This is a genomic window from Nocardiopsis sp. RV163, assembly GCF_001029525.1.
Classification (GTDB): domain Bacteria; phylum Actinomycetota; class Actinomycetes; order Streptosporangiales; family Streptosporangiaceae; genus Nocardiopsis; species Nocardiopsis dassonvillei.
Map to the genome: position 1 here is coordinate 1 of NZ_LEKI01000137.1, position 15,788 is coordinate 15,788.

Annotated in this window: 14 protein-coding genes; 3 read left to right on the forward strand and 11 right to left on the reverse strand. The window is 70.8% G+C overall.

All coding sequences use genetic code 11. The features are described 5' to 3' along the window. The 7 genes from ABD54_RS20530 to metH all read right to left on the reverse strand — a co-directional run. Window positions 1-631, reverse strand: a 631-nt coding sequence (locus ABD54_RS20530; RefSeq protein ID WP_047871148.1) for an ABC transporter ATP-binding protein, incomplete at its 3' end; no start/stop codon positions are given. A gap of 45 nt (window positions 632-676) precedes the next feature. Then, window positions 677-1,690, reverse strand: coding sequence for an ABC transporter permease (locus tag ABD54_RS20535; RefSeq protein WP_047871149.1), 1,014 nt, complete (start codon window positions 1,688-1,690; stop codon window positions 677-679). Window positions 1,691-1,780: 90 nt separating this feature from the next. Continuing rightward, complete coding sequence (locus ABD54_RS20540) at window positions 1,781-3,529, reverse strand: ABC transporter substrate-binding protein (protein ID WP_047871150.1); 1,749 nt, start codon at window positions 3,527-3,529, stop codon at window positions 1,781-1,783. A gap of 98 nt (window positions 3,530-3,627) precedes the next feature. Then, a complete protein-coding gene (locus ABD54_RS20545; protein ID WP_047871151.1) occupies window positions 3,628-4,674 on the reverse strand; it encodes an ABC transporter permease in 1,047 nt (348 codons plus the stop codon). Window positions 4,675-5,313: 639 nt separating this feature from the next. Further along, a complete protein-coding gene (locus ABD54_RS20550) occupies window positions 5,314-5,811 on the reverse strand; it encodes a cellulose synthase (RefSeq protein WP_235432134.1) in 498 nt (165 codons plus the stop codon). Window positions 5,812-5,980: 169 nt separating this feature from the next. Then, entirely contained in the window at window positions 5,981-6,694 is a 714-nt protein-coding gene (locus ABD54_RS20555) for an HAD family phosphatase (RefSeq protein ID WP_047871153.1), read from the reverse strand. 281 nt (window positions 6,695-6,975) lie between these two features. Next, the gene (gene metH / locus ABD54_RS20560) at window positions 6,976-10,446 is read right to left on the reverse strand and encodes a methionine synthase (protein ID WP_082166920.1); all 3,471 of its coding nucleotides are present in this window, start codon (window positions 10,444-10,446) and stop codon (window positions 6,976-6,978) included. Window positions 10,447-10,727: 281 nt separating this feature from the next. On the opposite strand from metH, the gene ABD54_RS20565 reads away from it, so the two are divergent. Further along, the gene (locus ABD54_RS20565; protein ID WP_047871154.1) at window positions 10,728-11,567 is read left to right on the forward strand and encodes a PAC2 family protein; all 840 of its coding nucleotides are present in this window, start codon (window positions 10,728-10,730) and stop codon (window positions 11,565-11,567) included. A 35-nt stretch (window positions 11,568-11,602) separates the two neighbouring features. On the opposite strand, the gene ABD54_RS20570 is transcribed toward ABD54_RS20565, so the two are convergent. Beyond that, a complete protein-coding gene (locus ABD54_RS20570) occupies window positions 11,603-12,013 on the reverse strand; it encodes an ABATE domain-containing protein (protein ID WP_047871155.1) in 411 nt (136 codons plus the stop codon). A 368-nt stretch (window positions 12,014-12,381) separates the two neighbouring features. Here ABD54_RS20570 and ABD54_RS28365 point away from each other — a divergent pair, with 368 nt between their 5' ends. Further along, window positions 12,382-12,660 (forward strand): hypothetical protein, encoded by a 279-nt coding sequence (locus tag ABD54_RS28365; RefSeq protein ID WP_047871156.1) that lies wholly within the window; start codon window positions 12,382-12,384, stop codon window positions 12,658-12,660. Window positions 12,661-12,834: 174 nt separating this feature from the next. After that, a complete protein-coding gene (locus ABD54_RS20580) occupies window positions 12,835-13,356 on the forward strand; it encodes a nitroreductase family deazaflavin-dependent oxidoreductase (protein WP_047871157.1) in 522 nt (173 codons plus the stop codon). A 71-nt stretch (window positions 13,357-13,427) separates the two neighbouring features. On the opposite strand, the gene mshC is transcribed toward ABD54_RS20580, so the two are convergent. The 3 genes from mshC to ABD54_RS20595 form a co-directional block, all read right to left on the reverse strand. Continuing rightward, the gene (gene mshC, locus ABD54_RS20585; RefSeq protein WP_082166921.1) at window positions 13,428-14,651 is read right to left on the reverse strand and encodes a cysteine--1-D-myo-inosityl 2-amino-2-deoxy-alpha-D-glucopyranoside ligase; all 1,224 of its coding nucleotides are present in this window, start codon (window positions 14,649-14,651) and stop codon (window positions 13,428-13,430) included. 493 nt (window positions 14,652-15,144) lie between these two features. Continuing rightward, a complete protein-coding gene (locus ABD54_RS20590; protein WP_013152576.1) occupies window positions 15,145-15,327 on the reverse strand; it encodes a hypothetical protein in 183 nt (60 codons plus the stop codon). A 223-nt stretch (window positions 15,328-15,550) separates the two neighbouring features. Then, window positions 15,551-15,760: a hypothetical protein gene (locus ABD54_RS20595; RefSeq protein WP_200904157.1), complete on the reverse strand. Its 210-nt coding sequence runs from the start codon at window positions 15,758-15,760 to the stop codon at window positions 15,551-15,553. Window positions 15,761-15,788: the final 28 nt, after the last annotated feature.

Below are 15,788 nucleotides of genomic sequence, written 5' to 3' on the forward strand. Positions count from 1 at the left end.
CCATGCCCAGGTCGCGGCGCAGCTCGTCCAGCAGGTCCAGGACCTGGGCCTGCACCGTCACGTCCAGGGCGGTGGTGGGCTCGTCGGCCAGCAGCACCTTGGGCTCGCACATCAGCCCCATCGCGATGACCACCCGCTGGCGCATGCCGCCGGAGAACTCGTGAGGGTAGGAGTTGATCCGCTTGGCGGGCTCGGGGATGCCCACCCGCTCCAGCGACTCCACCGCGCGGGCGTGCGCCTCGGCCTTGGTGGCCTTGGGCCGGTGGACGCGGTAGGCCTCGATGAGCTGGTTGCCGATCGTGTACTGGGGGTGCAGCGACTGCATGGGGTCCTGGAAGACCATGGCGATGTCGTTGCCGCGCATCCGCCGCAGCTTCTTGTCCGAGGCGCTGACCACGTCCTGGCCCGCGACCTCGATGGAGCCGGTGATCTTCGCCTTGCTGCCCCGGTGCAGGCCCATGAGGGCCAGCGAGGTCACGCTCTTGCCCGAGCCCGACTCGCCCACGATGCCCAGGGCGCCGCCCGCGGGCACCTCGAAGGACAGCCCTTTCACCGCGTGGACGTCGCCGTCCATGGTCGGGAACGTCACCCGCAGGTCGTCCACGCGGACGACGGGGTCGGTCGAGGCCATGTCACTTTCCTTCGTTAGAGCTGCTCTGTTCAACGCTGTCGCGAGTTACTTCGCGACCCGCACCCGCGGGTCGACGACCGGATAGAGCAGGTCGACGACGAGGTTGCAGACGACGATGAAGACCGCGCCCATCAGGGTGACACCCAGGATGACGGGCAGGTCCTTGGAGATGATCGAGTCGATCGCGTAGGCGCCGATACCGTTGAGGGAGAACACCGTTTCGGTGAGGATCGCACCGCCCAGGACCAGACCGATGTCCAAGCCGAAGATGGTGACGATGGGCGTCAGCGTCGGGCGCAGCGCGTGCTTGAAGATCACGCGGCGCTCGCTCAGCCCCTTGGCACGGGCGGTGCGGATGTAGTCCTCGCCCAGGACCTCCAGCATGCCCGCGCGCGTCTGGCGCGCGTACTGCGCGGCGTGCAGGAAGGCCAGGGTGACCCAGGGCAGGAACATCACCTGGAACCAGGCGACAGGATCCTCAGTGAAGGGTACGTAACGCGAGACCGGGAACAGCTCCCACTCGTGCACGAGGAAGGCCAGGGCGAGCAGACCGGTGAAGTAGATCGGCAGGGACACGCCGATCAGGGCGGCGCTCATAGCCAGGCGGTCGAAGACGCTGCCCTTCTTGACCGCGGACAGGACGCCGACGGCCACGCCACCGACGACCCACATGACCGCCGCGCCGAGGGCGAGCGATCCGGTGACCGGCAGTCGGTCGAGCAACTGGGGCAGCACGGGGCTGTTGGTGGTGAAGGAGTAGCCCAGGCAGGGTGCGGCGCACTCGACCGTCTGGCGGCCGAAGGTGAACTCCTGGCCGAACAGGAGACTGCGGACGAAGTCCAGGAACTGCACGGCCACGGGTTGGTCCAGGCCGAGGCGTTCCACCGTGGCGTCGAGCGCCTCGGGCGTGGGAGCCTTGCCCACGTACATCGCGGCCATGCCCTGCGGTGTGACGCCCGCCCACCGGGGCAGGACGTAGAAGATCCAGAAGGTCACCGCCGTGACGACGGCGAGCAGCAGCAGCCCCGCTCCGAGGCGGCGGAGAATGTAGTTCAGCATCGCGGTCGGCGGCGGGGGCGCCCACGGGGCCGTGGCACCCCCGCCGCCTTCACCTGCCTTCTCGTACTAGTTCAGGCCGGTAGGGAGGGGCTAGCCGCGGTCCACACCGAGCGCCATGAAGTCGTACATCATGTACGCGGGCTGGTAGTAGACGTTGGTCAGCTCGTCGGAGCGGTAGAACAGGGCCTTGTCGAAGACGACCGGCAGAATGGCCGCCTGCTCCATGACCAGGGTGTCGATCTGCTCGTAGATGGCAGCGCGCTCCTCGGGGTCCTCGGTGGCGAGGGCCTCGTCCCACAGGCCGTTGATCTCCGGGTCGTCCAGCTCAGCGGTGTTGAAGTTACCGGTCGGCTGGATGGCGTCGCCGTCGGTGATCTTGGAGGCGAATCCGTAGCCGGTCGGCCAGTCCGGGCCCCAGCCCGAGACGCTCATACCGATGTTGTTCTCACGGACGTAGTCCTGCGAGCCCGCGTACTGACCGAAGAAGTCCGCGGCCGGGAAGCTCTTGATCTCAGCCTTGATGCCCACCCGGTTCAGGGCCTCCTGGAGGGCCTCAGCGGTCTGGACGTCCTTCTCGCTCTCGGCGCGAACGGCGATGTTGGTACTGAAACCGTCGGCCTCACCGCACTCCTCCAGCTTCGCCTTGGCCGCTTCGAGGTCACCCGTGTTGTCCTCGGAGGGGTACAGGTCCGACCCCGTGTTGGAGCCGGGGATCGCTGGCGGAAGCAGGTTGGTGGCGATGTCGCCGCCGGTCGCGCCGCCCCAGGCGCGGTGCAGGCTGTCACGGTTGGCCGCGTACATGATCGCCTGACGGCAGGCCACGTCCTCGATGATCGGGGTGTGGATGTTCACGTAGCGCAGGGCGCCCGAGTACGGGTTGTCCAGGTTTCCCTGAACGGCCTCGTCCTGGAGCAGACGGGCGTTCATCGCCGGGGCCACACCGGCACCGCGCAGGTCGACATCCACCTCGCCGTTGACCAGGCGCTCGTCGATCTCGTCCTGGCTGACGCCGATCTCGACCTCGACACGGTCGGGCAGGGCCGCGCGGATCGGGTCGGTCTCGGGGTCCCAGTGCTCGTTGCGCTCAAGGTGGAGCTTGACGCCGGGCTCGTAGTTGCCGTCGAACTTGTACGGGCCGGAGGCGAGGACCCGCTCCTGGTAGAGCTCACCGCGGTCGGCCTCCACGGGCACCGGGGCGGTCTGCGGCTGGGTCAACACGTTCGGGAACTCCGAGAAGGAGTCCTTGAGGTGGAAGACCAGGGTGTAGTCGTCGGGGGTCTCGATGGAGTCGAAGCCCGCGAGCGGGTCGGAACCCTCATAGACGTTGTGGTCGTCCTGGTCCAGGTGGGCCTTGAAGTACTGCGGCCCCTCGGCGAGCACTCCGCCGTTGAAGTTGGAGCGGGCGATGCCGTACTTGATGTCCTGGGCCGTGATCTCACTGCCGTCCTCGTACTTGAGGCCCTCCTGGATCTTGACGGTCCACTCGGTGAAGTCCTCGTTGGGCTCCGGCATACCAGCGGCCATGTCGGGCACCAGGTCCGTGGCGTTCTCACCCGGCTCCGGGTTGAAGGCCAGCAGCGTACGCGCGTAGTACCGGGAGAAGTTCCAGTTGAACGCGTAGTAGGTGTTGCCTGGGTCCGTGGAGTCGAAGTCGGCCTCGATGGCGTAGCGCAGAGTGCCGCCGGTCTGCTCGGAGGCGTTGACGACCTCGGTGGAGCCCTGGTCGAACTCGTTGTCGGACGCGGAGCCGCTGCCAGCGGAGCCTCCTCCGCCACACGCCGAAAGGAAGATGGACGCCGCCGCGCCCAGCGCGACGAAGCCGAGTGTGCGTTTCCTCAAGGAACTGCCTCTCTTGCGAAACTGATGGGGATGATGGGATCAACCTGTGGTCGGATCCCTTGCTTCGACGACCGGGCGGGGCGGTTGCCGTCAGCGGGTCAGTCGGAGGTCTTGGGGTCGAAGGCGTCGCGCAGCCCGTCACCGAACAGGTTGAAGGCGAGGACGGTGATGAAGATCGCCATGCCCGGGATGATGATGAAGTAAGGTGCCGTCTGGTAGAAGGGCACCGCCTCGGAGAGCATCTTTCCCCAACTGGGCGTAGGCGGGTTGATACCGACGCCCAGGAAGCTCAGGGCCGCCTCGAACAGGATGTTCGTGGGAATGAGCAGGGTCGCGTAGACGATGATCGGCGTGACCAGGTTGGGCAGGATCTCCCGGAAGAGGATGTGCCGGTTGCTGGCGCCCAGGCTCCTGGCGGCCTCCACGAACTCCCGCTCGCGGAGGGAGAGCGTCTGCCCCCGGACGATGCGCGCGATGTAGGGCCAGTTGAAGAACCCGATGATGAAGACGATGACGCCGATCCGCAGACCGTTGCCCGTCAGGCCGAGAACCCCCTCGGGAATGACTCCGACCAGGGCGATGGCGAAGAGCATCAGCGGGAAGGCCAGGAAGATGTCCATGGCCCGGCTGATCAGGGTGTCGACCCAACCCCCGAGGTAACCGGCGAGGATGCCCATGACGGTGCCGATGGCGACGCACACGAGCGTGGCGAGGAAGGCCACCAACAGGGAGATCTGCGCGCCGTAGAGGATGCGGCTGAACAGGTCGCGTCCGGTGGTGGGCTCGACGCCCAGCAGGTGGTCGGCGCTGATGCCTCCCCAGGGGTCGGCACCCAGTTCCGGCCGCTCCGGGTCGAGGTAGGGCGTACGCAGAGCCGGGTCGATCAGGTCCTGGTGGAACTGGGTGGGCGGGTGACCGAACCACTTGGCCAGGAGGGGCGCGAAGATCGCGGCGAGGATGAGCAGGACCACGACCACGCCGGAGACCATCGCGACCTTGTCCTTGCGCAGCCGCTGCCAGGCGATCTGGCGCAGGGACCGGTTGTCGGAGTCTCCGCGGACCCCGTGGGCCTGCGCAGCGACGTTCACGGCGTCGTTCTGCTCCGCCTGCTCCGCCGAATCGGGGGCATGCGAGGGCGCGCTCATCAGGCCACCACTCTCCACTCATACGCTTCTGGCCGAGGGGAACGGGACAGAACCCACGCGCGCGACCGCAAGGAGGGGTGACCTGCGGTTCGCGCACGGTGGGGCCGGCCGGTTCTCGACGCTGGCTGGCGTGGGCTTGCGTGTCGGCGGGGAGGGCGGATGACCCGCCTCCGCAGACCCGGTCCGCTGGGTGTGTCACATCACCTGAGAAGTTGGACACACCGGGACCGTTGCGCCCGGGCTGTTACACAGCGACCAACTTACTCGCGATCCGAACGCATAGCGTCCAATATCCGATCATGTATCTAAATCGTGACAAACAATGTCAAAAGGCCTATATAACAACAAAAGGCTACAGAGTTCGCATTCATCCGACGACCGGTCGCGAGCTGCGGCGACACCCCCACCGCCGGGCCCACGATACGTCCGGATATGCACCGGTTCGACCCTGGAAGAGGCACACTATGGCAAGTGCTATACGTCTCAGGGTGTCCGCAAGGAGACGCAGAGCGACGGCCACAGGCACGCCAGGACCCCGCCGCGAACACTTACGGTGACGGTCACGGCGCACACGAGAACGACGGTCCCGCGCCCGCGGAACCGTCGTCACGAAGGGTGTGCGGGCCGTGCCCGCGCCGCTCACTCGATGCCGCGCTTGCGCAGCAGCTCCTCGATGTCGTCCAGGTCGGAGAGGTCGTCTGCGCCCCCGGCCTTGGGGGCCGGGCCCACCTTCCCCTTGGCGCCCGGGGCCGCGGTGGTCGCACCGGGCGCCGCCGCGCCGCCCGCCCCGGCCTTGGCCGCCTCGGCCTTGCCGGGCCGGGTGCCCACGTCACGGGCGCGCATGACGCCCGAGACGACGTAGAGCACCACCGCCAGACCCGCCAGGGCCACACCGGCCCACACCGCGGGGTTGAACAGCAGGCCGACCAGGATGCCGAAGATGTTCATGGCGAACTGCCAGACGGCGTTCATCAGCCCGATCAGACCGGCGGCCAGCGGCAGCAGCGACCACGCCACGCCCCGCAGACCCGAGGCGGCGCCCTTGGCGCGCCACACGAAGAAGGAGATCACCAGTCCCGCGAGGGTGAGTCCGCCTCCCAGGACCAGACCGGTCATCCACGTCAAGTTCTCAGGCATGGGCCCAGTCTCCCATCCGGCGCCGGAGCGCGCATCCGGTCGATCCCCTAGGTCAGGCCCCGGAGTCGGGGCCTCCTTCCACCCACGCTACTCCCGTGCCCGGACGGGCGGCCGGGGCACGGGAGGGAGCGTCGGGGCAGGTGGGAGCGGGGCGACCGGCGGGCCCGGCTCAGCGGTCGGCGAGCAGGGACTCCAGCCAGTCCAGGTCCACGCCCACCAGGCTGTCGCGGAACACCACGCCCTCGCGCGGCGGGATGTGCACGTGGTTGGGCACAGCGACCGTGACGCACCCGGCGTCGGCCGCCGAGGCCACGCCGACCACCGAGTCCTCGAAGGCCACGCAGCGCGCGGGGTCCACGCCGAGCCGCCGGGCGGCCCTCAGGTACGGGTCGGGGTGGGGCTTGTTCGCCTCGACCTCGTCCCCGGCGACCGAGTCGTCGAAGTTGTCCAGGCCGATCCCGCCGATCGCCGCCTGCACCAGCGTCCTCTCGGTGGAGGTCACCAGGACCACCGGGACACCGGACTCCGACAGCAGGGTGACCAGCTCCTTGGCGCCCGGGCGCAGGTCGGCGCCTCCGGCGAGCCTGGCGCGGAACCTCGCGTACAGGCGGTCGGCGACCTCGCGCGGGGTGAGGTGGTGCGCGCCGGCCAGGTCGATGATGTAGCGGCCCACGGACTCGGCGGCGCTGCCGACGTTGCGCTGGTGGTCCTCGTCGGTCCACACGCCGCCCAGTTCGGCGACCAGGTCGGCCTCGGCCTCACCCCAAAGGTGCTCGCTCTCGATGAGGGTGCCGTCCATGTCCAGGAGTACGGCCTGGAGGCGTCTGGCCCGGGAGGTCCGGGTGCCGGAGGCTTCGGGACTCAGCGTGCTCTGCTCGCTCATACGTTGGGTGGCGCCTTCCGGACCGGGCGGCACCACGCTCTCCCCTCGTGTGTCATGGGTTGCCCGCTGGCCCACGGGACACCCGGGCTGTGCGTCATCATCGTGCGGGACGCGGGGCGTCCGCGCCGTGAAGAGGACCTGTCGGCGTCCTTTCCACACTACGAACACTCGGACGCCGGCGGGTGGAGAGCTGCCCCACACTCGCGTCCGCGCACGCGCGGCCCCGTACCCCCCGGGGGGTACGGGGCCGCGCTCCGGACGGTCCGCCACGGACGAGCCGGTCAGACGTTGAAGTAGGTCGCCTCCGGGTGGTGGACCACGATCGCGTCGGTCGCCTGCTCGGGCACCAGCTGGAACTCCTCCGACAGTGTCACGCCCACCCGCTCGGGCTCCAGCAGGCGCATGATCTTGGCGCGGTCCTCCAGGTCGGGGCAGGCCCCGTAGCCCAGGGAGAAGCGGGCCCCCCGGTAACCGAGCTTGAAGAACGCATCCAGCTCGGCCGGGTCCTCACCGGCGAAGCCCAGCTCCGCGCGCACCCGGGTGTGCCAGTACTCGGCCAGGGCCTCGGTCAGCTGCACCGACAGCCCGTGCAGCTCCAGGTAGTCGCGGTAGGCGTTCTTGGCGAACAGCTCGGCGGTGGCGCGGCTGATCGCCGGGCCCACGGTCACCACCTGGAAGGACACCACGTCCAGCTCCCCCGACTCCTTGGGCCGGAAGAAGTCGGACAGGCACAGGTGGCGGTCCCGGCGCTGGCGCGGGAAGGTGAAGCGGGTGCGCTCGGCGCCCTCCTCGTTCAGCACCACCAGGTCGTCGCCCTCGCTGTAGCAGGGGAAGTGGCCGTGCACCACGGCCGCCTCCAGCAGGCCGTCGGTCTGGATGCGGTCCAGCCACATCCGCATCCGGGGGCGGCCCTCGGTCTCCACCAGCTCCTCGTAGCTGGGGCCCTCGCCGCCCCGGGCGGCCTTGAGCCCCCACTGGCCCATGAAGGTGGCCCGCTCGTCGAGGAAGGCGGCGTAGTCGGCCAGCGGGATGCCCTTGCTGATCCGGTCGCCCAGGAAGGGCGGCTTGGGCACCGGGTTGGTGGTCGAGACGTCGCTGCGGGCGGGAACCTCCTCGGGCTCGGTCACCTTGAGCTTGGCCCCCGTCTTGACCCGGCGCTGGCGCAGGGCGGGAAGCTCGGCGCCCTCCTCACCGCGCTTGACCGCCATGAACGCGTCCATAAGGCGCAGGCCCTCGAAGGCGTCCTTGGCGTAGCGCACGTGGCCGTCGAAGACCTCGGCCAGGTCCTGCTCCACGTAGGAGCGGGTGAGCGCGGCGCCGCCCAGCAGGACCGGGAAGCGCTCGGACAGGCCCCTGGAGTTCATCTCCTCCAGGTTCTCCTTCATGATGACCGTGGACTTGACCAGCAGGCCGGACATGCCGATCACGTCGGCGCGCTGCTCCTCCGCGGCCTCCAGGATCGCCGACACCGGCTGCTTGATGCCGATGTTGACCACGTCGTAGCCGTTGTTGGACAGGATGATGTCCACCAGGTTCTTGCCGATGTCGTGGACGTCGCCCTTGACGGTGGCCAGGACGATGCGGCCCTTGCCGTCGTCGTCGCTCTTCTCCATGTGGGGTTCGAGGTAGGCGACGGCTCCCTTCATGACCTCGGCGGACTTGAGGACGAAGGGCAGCTGCATCTGGCCGGAGCCGAACAGCTCGCCGACGGTCTTCATGCCCGAGAGCAGGGTGTCGTTGACGATGGCCAGGGCGGGCTTGGACTCCAGCGCCTCGTCGAGGTCGGCCTCGATCCCTGCCATCTCTCCGTCGATGATGCGCCGCTCCAGGCGCTCCCACAGCGGCAGGGCGGCCAGCTCCTCGGCGCGGGAGGCCTTCATGGACTTGGCGTCCACGCCCTCGAACATCTCCATGAAACGCGAGAGGGGGTCGTAGTCGCCCTCGCGCCGGTCGTAGACCATGTCGAGGGCGACCTCGCGCTGGTCCTCGGGGATCTGGTTGATCGGCACGATCTTGGAGGCGTGCACGATCGCCGAGTCCAGCCCCGCCTGGACCGCCTCGTGCAGGAACACCGAGTTGAGCACGATGCGGGCGGCCGGGTTGAGGCCGAAGGACAGGTTGGACAGGCCCAGGGTGGTCTGCACGTCCGGGTAGAGCCGCTTGAGCTCGCGGATGGCGTTGATCGTCTCCAGGCCGTCCCGGCGGGTCTCCTCCTGCCCGGTGGTGATGGGGAAGGTGAGGCAGTCGATGACGATGTCGCCGGTGTTCAGCCCCCACTCGCCGGTGATCTGCTCGATGAGGCGGGTGGCGACGCGCACCTTCCACTCGGCGGTGCGGGCCTGGCCCTCCTCGTCGATGCACAGACCCACGACGGCGGCGCCGTGCTCCTTGACCAGCCCCATGATGCGGGTGAAGCGGGAGTCGGGGCCGTCGCCGTCCTCGTAGTTGACGGAGTTGACCACGCTCCTGCCGCCGAGGGCCTCCAGGCCCGCCTCCAGGACCGGCGGCTCGGTGGAGTCGAGCATGATCGGCAGCGTGGAGGAGGTGGCCAGGCGCGAGGCCAGCTCGCGCATGTCGCTGACCCCGTCGCGGCCCACGTAGTCGATGTTGAGGTCGAGCAGATGGGCGCCGTCGCGGATCTGGTCGCGCGCGATCTCCACGCAGTCGTCCCAGCGGCCCTCCAGCATGGCCTCGCGGAACTTCTTGGAGCCGTTGGCGTTGGTGCGCTCGCCCACGGCCAGGTAGCTGGCGTCCTGGCGGAAGGGCACGCTCTGGTAAAGGGAGGAGGATGACGCCTCCACCAGGGGCTTGCGGTTCTTGATGCCGCGCCCCTGGACGCGCTCCACCACGTGGCGCAGGTGCTCGGGGGTGGTGCCGCAGCAGCCGCCGGCCAGGCTCAGGCCGAACTCGGAGGTGAAGGAGTCGTGGGCGTCGGCCAGCTCGGCGGGCGAGAGGTTGTAGACAGCTCCGTTGGGACCGAGTTGGGGCAGGCCCGCGTTGGGCATGCAGGAGAGGGGGATGGGCGAGTGGTGCGACAGGTAGCGCAGGTGCTCGCTCATCTCGGCGGGGCCGGTGGAGCAGTTGAGGCCGATGACGTCGGCGCCCAGCGGCTCCAGGGAGGTCAGCGCGGCGCCGATCTCGGAGCCGAGCAGCATGGTGCCGTTGGTCTCGATGCTGACCTGGGCGATGATCGGCACGTCCCTGCCCGCGGCGCGGCGGGCGCGCTGGGCGGCCACCACGGCTGCCTTGACCTGGAGCAGGTCCTGGCAGGTCTCGATGAGGATGGCGTCGGATCCGCCGTCGATCAGACCGCGCGCGCACTGCTCGTAGTAGTCGCGCAGTTGGGAGTAGGGCGCGTGGCCCAGGGTGGGCAGCCGGTTTCCCGGGCCCACGGACCCGAGGACGTAGCGGGGCTGGTCGGGGGTGGAGTAGGCGTCGGCGGCCTCGCGGGCCACCTGCGCTCCGGCTCGGGCGATCTCGTAGGTGCGGTCCTCGATGCCGTACTCGGCGAGCCCGCCGAGGTTGGCCGAGAACGTGTTCGTCTCGATGGCGTCCGAACCCACGGCAAGAAAGGCGGCATGGGTGTCGCGGACGATGTCGGGACGGGTGAGGTTGAGGATGTCGTTGCATCCCTCGTGCCCCTCGAACTGGTCGAGGTCGAGATCGTGCGCCTGGAGCATGGTGCCCATCGCTCCGTCCGCCACGACCACACGGCGGGACAGGGTTTCGCGGAAGGTGGGGCTGGCTCTCATATCTGGCAACTCTACGTCGGAGCACCGCGGCGGCCCAGTCGGTGTCCCCGTGACGCGTGGCACTGGGCGGACCCGCGGTGCGGGGCGGGTCGGTCGTCCGGGGACGGCGGTGTCCTGGTCAGTCGCTGTCTGTGAGGTTATCCCATCGCCTGTTCCACTAGATGAGACGGGAGTCCCGCGGTGCGGCGGGACGAGCCCTCCGGCCGAGCGCCCCCGAACGGTTCCCCGGGCGGGTCGGCACGCCGTAGGGTGGACTTCGTCCGCGTGCAGGGAGGAGCCACATGACCAAGCTCGTCCGGGAGCTTGTTGATCCCGTGATGGTGGCGGCGTTCGAGGGATGGAACGACGCCGGTGAGGCGGCCAGCCTGGCCGTGGAGCACCTGTCGAGGGAATGGGACGCCTACGAGCTGTGCGCACTGGCACCGGACGACTACTACGACTTCCAGGTGGCCCGGCCGCGCATGTCGATCGTGGACGGTGTGGTCGGTGGGATCGAGTGGCCCACGACCCGGGTCCGGGTGGCGACGCCGCCGGGGTCGGAGCGCGACGTGGTGCTGGTGACGGGCCCAGAGCCGAACATGCGGTGGCGCTCCTACGCCGCCGACCTGCTGGCCGTGGCCCGGGAGCTGGGCGTCACCCGGATGGTGATGCTCGGTTCGCTGCTGGCGGACGCCCCGCACACGCGGCCGATCCCGGTGACCGGGATGGCCTCGCCCGTGGAGCTGGGCGCGGCGCTGGGGCTGGAGGCGACCACCTACTCGGGCCCGACCGGGATCATGGGCGTGGTGCACGAGGCGTTCAGCGCGGTGGGGATCGAGACCGCGTCGCTGTGGGCGGCCATCCCCCACTACGTCGCCCAGCCGCCGTGCCCGAAGGCCTCCCTGGCGCTGCTGGCGTGGGTGGAGGACTTCCTGGGCGCGCGGGTGCCGCTGGGCGACCTGCCCGAGGACGCGGTGGCGTGGGAGTCCAACGTCAACGAGCTCACCGCCGAGGACGAGGACATCGCGGCGTACGTGCGCGGCCTGGAGGAGGCGAAGGACACCGCCGACCTGCCGGAGGCCTCCGGCGACGCGATCGCCCGGGAGTTCGAGCGCTACCTGCGCCGTCACGACGAGGGCTGAGGCCCCCGCGGCGGCTCCGGGCGCGCCTGGGGCCCTCAGACCCGCATGTGGCGCCACTCCCCCGTGGACAGCACCACGGCCCAGGCCCCGGCGATGCGGGCCAGCCCGCGGCGGACCTCGTCCACGACCGCGGGGGCCAACGGCACGGGGGCCTCGTGTGAGGCCTGGAGGCGCACGGTGACGCGGAGGCCGTCCAGAACCTTCTGGCCCCGGGCGATGGCCTCGTGGTCGGGTTCGGCCCGCCGCTCCAGGACCGCCCGGATACCGTCGCGCAGGGCGATGGCCTCGTCGAGGTCGGCGAGGGTGATGGGGATGGCTCCCTCGGCGGCCAGGCGGTGCTCGCGCAGGAACCGCGCGAGGTCGGCCCGGTCGGCGAGCCCGGCACCGGTGGAGACGAAGTCCGCGATGAGTTCGGCGGCCGCGCTGTGCCGCGTGGGGGTCGTCATGGGGGCTATCCCACCACGGTCGGACCCCGGATACCGGCGTTTTCGCGAGTCCGTGGCCACAGGTGGTCACCCCGAGCGTGCATAACACGACATATGCGCACGAATGGGAAACGGCGCTTCCCGGTCCGCTCACCTCGGGGCTCCGCCCCGACCGGCTGGGACCGCGAGCGTCGCGCGGAGCCCGTGGCGCTCGCGGGGCGGCCCCAGCCGGGCGAGCAGGACCGGGAAGTCGGCGAACCGGCCGTCCCGCGAGCCGTCGTGGTCGGCCGGGCCCCGGAGGCAGTCGCGCTGGACGGCGGTCAGCCCGGCGGGGTCGGCGGCCCGGAAGGCCCGGTGGGCGGTCGGGCCACCGGGCCGGAGGGTGTCTGGTGCAGCGCGCCCTCGACCGGGGCGGCCAGGAAGCCCGACAGGACGCGGCGCGGGGAGCCCAGGTCCTCGCCCGACGCCTCGGGGAGCGGGCCCCGGGCCCGGCCGTCGGGTTCGGGGCCGCCCGGGATCGCGGCGACGAACAGGGCAGCGGGGACGGTGGCCGGATAGACCGCGCCCTGGTGCGGGAGCGCGCCGTGGAGGTGGTCCAGCGCGCGCTCGCGCTCACGCGCGTCGCCGGTGAGAAGGTCGGCGAGGTGCCCGGGGCGCCGGAGCCGTAGGAGTGGAGGGTACGGGTCCAGTCGGTGGTGTGGAGTACGTCCGGTCCTGTCCGCATGTCCCGGATCGTGGCAGCGGCCGCCGAGGGTCCGCGGGTGCGCCTCCGGGGAGCGCTGGGAACGGTCTGGCTATACTCGGGCCCCCGGCTACGGGGCCGCCCCGAGGAAGGCCACACCATGTCGTTCGCCCAGCCGCCCACCACACCCCTGCGCCGGGCCCTGTTCCGCGCCCCCATCTGGATCTACCGGACCGGGCTGGGCTGCCTGATGGGCCGCCGGTTCGTACTGCTCACGCACAGGGGGCGGGCAACGGGAGAGGCCCGCCAGGCGGTGCTGGAGGTCATCGGCGGCGACGACGCCGAGGGGACCGTGCTGGTGGCCTCGGGGTACGGAAGGCGGTCGCAGTGGTTGCGCAACGTCGAGCGCGAGCCGCGGGTGCTGTTCCAGTTGGGCAACCGGCGCCACCGGGGCACCGCCGCAGTCCTGTCGCCGCAGGAGTCCGGTGAGGCGCTGATGAGCTACGCCGAGCAGCACCCGGCCGCCGCCGTGGCGCTGCTGCGCGCGCTGGGGTACGGGGTGGACGACGGCGAGGAGTGGTTCGAGCGGGTGGGCGCGGACATCGGGAACGACATCCCGGTCGTCCGGTTGTCCCCCGCGGAGTCCGCCGGTGAGCACCACCCCGGACTCTCCGCTCCCTAGGGCGGCGGACCGGCGGCATCGAGGGCCTTCGGTGTCGCCGGTCGCGTCCGGTGGTACCAGGCGGCCCGCGGTTACAGGCGCACGCCCAGCAGGGTGTCCGCGGTCGCGCGCACCAGGGCGGGCGCCCCGGTGTCGGCGCCGCCCTCGGTGAGGGCGGTGTCGGCCCAGGCGTCCACCGCGGCCAGGGCCGCCGGGGAGTCCAGGTCCTCGGTCAGGGCCGCGCGCACGGCGGCGAGCACCGGGGCGGCGTCGGGCGCCGCGCCCAGGGCGAGGGCGGAGCGCCAGCGCTCGGCGCGGGCGGTGGCGGCGGGGAGTTCGGCGTCGGTCCACTCCCACGGAGCGCGGTAGTGGTGGGCGAGCATGGCCAGGCGGATGACGGCCGGGTCCACGCCCTGCTGGCGCAGCTTGGAGACGAAGACCAGGTTGCCCAGGGACTTGGACATCTTCTCGCCGTCGAGGCCGACCATGCCCACGTGCAGGTGGTTGTGGGCGTTGGGTCCGCCCGTGGCGCATCGGGTCTCGGCCGCGCCCATCTCGTGGTGGGGGAAGATCAGGTCGCTGCCGCCGCCGTTGAGGTCGAAGGCCGGGCCGAGCCGGTCCAGGGCGATGGCGCTGCACTCGATGTGCCAGCCGGGGCGCCCGCGGCCAAGGGGGCTGTCCCAGGCGGGCTCGCCGGGGCGCTCGGCGCGCCAGAGCAGCCAGTCGAGCGGGTCCTTCTTGCCGGTGCGCTGGGGGTCGCCGCCGCGTTCGCCGAACAGCTCCAGCATCCGCCCGCGGTCCAGGTGGCTGATCTCGCCGAACTCGGGCGCCTCGGCGACGGAGAAGTACAGGTCCCCGTCCAGTTCGTAGGCGGCGCCGGTGTCGCGGATGCGTGCGGCGAGGTCGCTGATGAGGTCGACGGACTCCACCACGCCGACGTAGGAGGTCGGGGGGATGATCCGCAGGGCGGCCATGTCCTCGCGGAAGACGTCGATCTCGCGGTGGGCGAGGTCGCGCCAGTCGACGCCGGTGGCCTCCGCGCGCTCCAGGAGCGGGTCGTCGATGTCGGTGGTGTTCTGCACGTAGTCGACGTCGTGGCCCGCGTCGCGCCAGACCCGGTTGACCAGGTCGAAGGTGAGGTAGGTGAAGGCGTGGCCCAGGTGGGCGGCGTCGTAGGGGGTGATGCCGCAGGCGTACATCCCGGCCCGGGGGCCCGGCGTCGTCGTCCTTATCCGGCCGGTGGCGGTGTCGTGGACACGAAGGGGACCGCCGGTACCCGGCAGGGGGACGATGTCAGGCGCAGACCATGAACGCATACCGCGCAGCCTATCCGGACGGGCGGGCGGCAGGCGTGCGCGGGAGGGTGGGCACCGTGCGTGACGATCACCCCAGAAGAGGCGGGAATAAGCCGGGACGGGGACGGAACCCCCGCCCGTCGTCGGTTCGGGGGTTCCGCGCTGGCCCCAGGCCGGGTCGGAGCCTTCTCGATCGAGGACGCGGCTTCTTCGAGCATGCCCGCGTGCTGCGTCCAGGGGAGCAACGCGTACGGAGCGGTGAAACCCGCCCATCTACGTACTAACGAGCCGTGCGGGCGCGGGCGAAGCGGCTGACCGGTACCGGAACGCGGGAGATCGCCGAACCGGAGGACGGTGGTCTCCCGTGCCGTGTGGGCGGAGGTGTCGCGTGTCTGCTTCCGGGCGCGCGCGGGAGGGGTGGGCACCGCACGCGACGGTCAGCCCGGAAGGGACGGGAACGAGTCGGGCGCGACGACCCGTGCGGCGGAGGGCGCGAACGGCCCGGAGCCGGGGCTCACGCGGCGAGGTTGTGGTGCCTCCGGCTGATGAGCAGGGCGCCGAACACCGCCACGGCGGCGCACAGGGCGGCCATCCCCTCGTTGCCCAGGCGCCAGTGCAGCAGCGCGCCGCTGACCGAGACCACGTAGAGGAGCCAGTACGCTCCGCTCTCCACAAGGTTGCCGTTACGGCCCTCCATCGTGCCCCCTGCCGTGAACGCGTGCCCTCACGCGAGCCTGACGGCGCGTGCCGTCTCACTCTGAGACGCCGTGGTCACTCTCGGGGTTGACACACCGTCGCCCCCGGGGGTGTGACGGTGGTTATGCGCACCGGTGACGCCCGCCCTGGTCAGGGCCGAGAGGCCGGACCGGAGCAGGTGGGCTCGGAACTGACGGGGCCGGTCCAGGGCCGACCCACCGGGGTCAGGGCCGGGCCGCGTCCGCGAGTTCGAGCAGGTCCAGCGCCTCGGCCGTGCGCACCAGCTCAGGGTCCCCGGCGGGGCCGAACTCGACGACGTCGGCGTGGACCGCCCGGAGCCGCCACCGGGCGCGGGACACGTCGCGGCGCTCCCGTCGCGGACTGAGGGCGTAGTGGGAGGGGGCGGCCTGGTCACGGACGGGCACAGCGCTCATGGGCGGTCCTTCGGGGGTGGGTCGGCGG

Bases quoted from the DNA above. Each gene is read 5' to 3' on its own strand.
- ABD54_RS20535 (WP_047871149.1), bottom strand. From the start codon at position 1,690: ATGCTGAACTACATTCTCCGCCGCCTCGGAGCGGGGCTGCTGCTGCTC.
- ABD54_RS20565 (WP_047871154.1), top strand. From the start codon at position 10,728: ATGACCAAGCTCGTCCGGGAGCTTGTTGATCCCGTGATGGTGGCGGCG.
- mshC (WP_082166921.1), bottom strand. From the start codon at position 14,651: ATGCGTTCATGGTCTGCGCCTGACATCGTCCCCCTGCCGGGTACCGGC.
- metH (WP_082166920.1), bottom strand. From the start codon at position 10,446: ATGAGAGCCAGCCCCACCTTCCGCGAAACCCTGTCCCGCCGTGTGGTC.
- ABD54_RS20555 (WP_047871153.1), bottom strand. From the start codon at position 6,694: ATGAGCGAGCAGAGCACGCTGAGTCCCGAAGCCTCCGGCACCCGGACC.
- ABD54_RS20595 (WP_200904157.1), bottom strand. From the start codon at position 15,760: ATGAGCGCTGTGCCCGTCCGTGACCAGGCCGCCCCCTCCCACTACGCC.
- ABD54_RS20590 (WP_013152576.1), bottom strand. From the start codon at position 15,327: ATGGAGGGCCGTAACGGCAACCTTGTGGAGAGCGGAGCGTACTGGCTC.
- ABD54_RS20580 (WP_047871157.1), top strand. From the start codon at position 12,835: ATGTCGTTCGCCCAGCCGCCCACCACACCCCTGCGCCGGGCCCTGTTC.
- ABD54_RS20545 (WP_047871151.1), bottom strand. From the start codon at position 4,674: ATGAGCGCGCCCTCGCATGCCCCCGATTCGGCGGAGCAGGCGGAGCAG.
- ABD54_RS20570 (WP_047871155.1), bottom strand. From the start codon at position 12,013: ATGACGACCCCCACGCGGCACAGCGCGGCCGCCGAACTCATCGCGGAC.
- ABD54_RS20550 (WP_235432134.1), bottom strand. From the start codon at position 5,811: ATGCCTGAGAACTTGACGTGGATGACCGGTCTGGTCCTGGGAGGCGGA.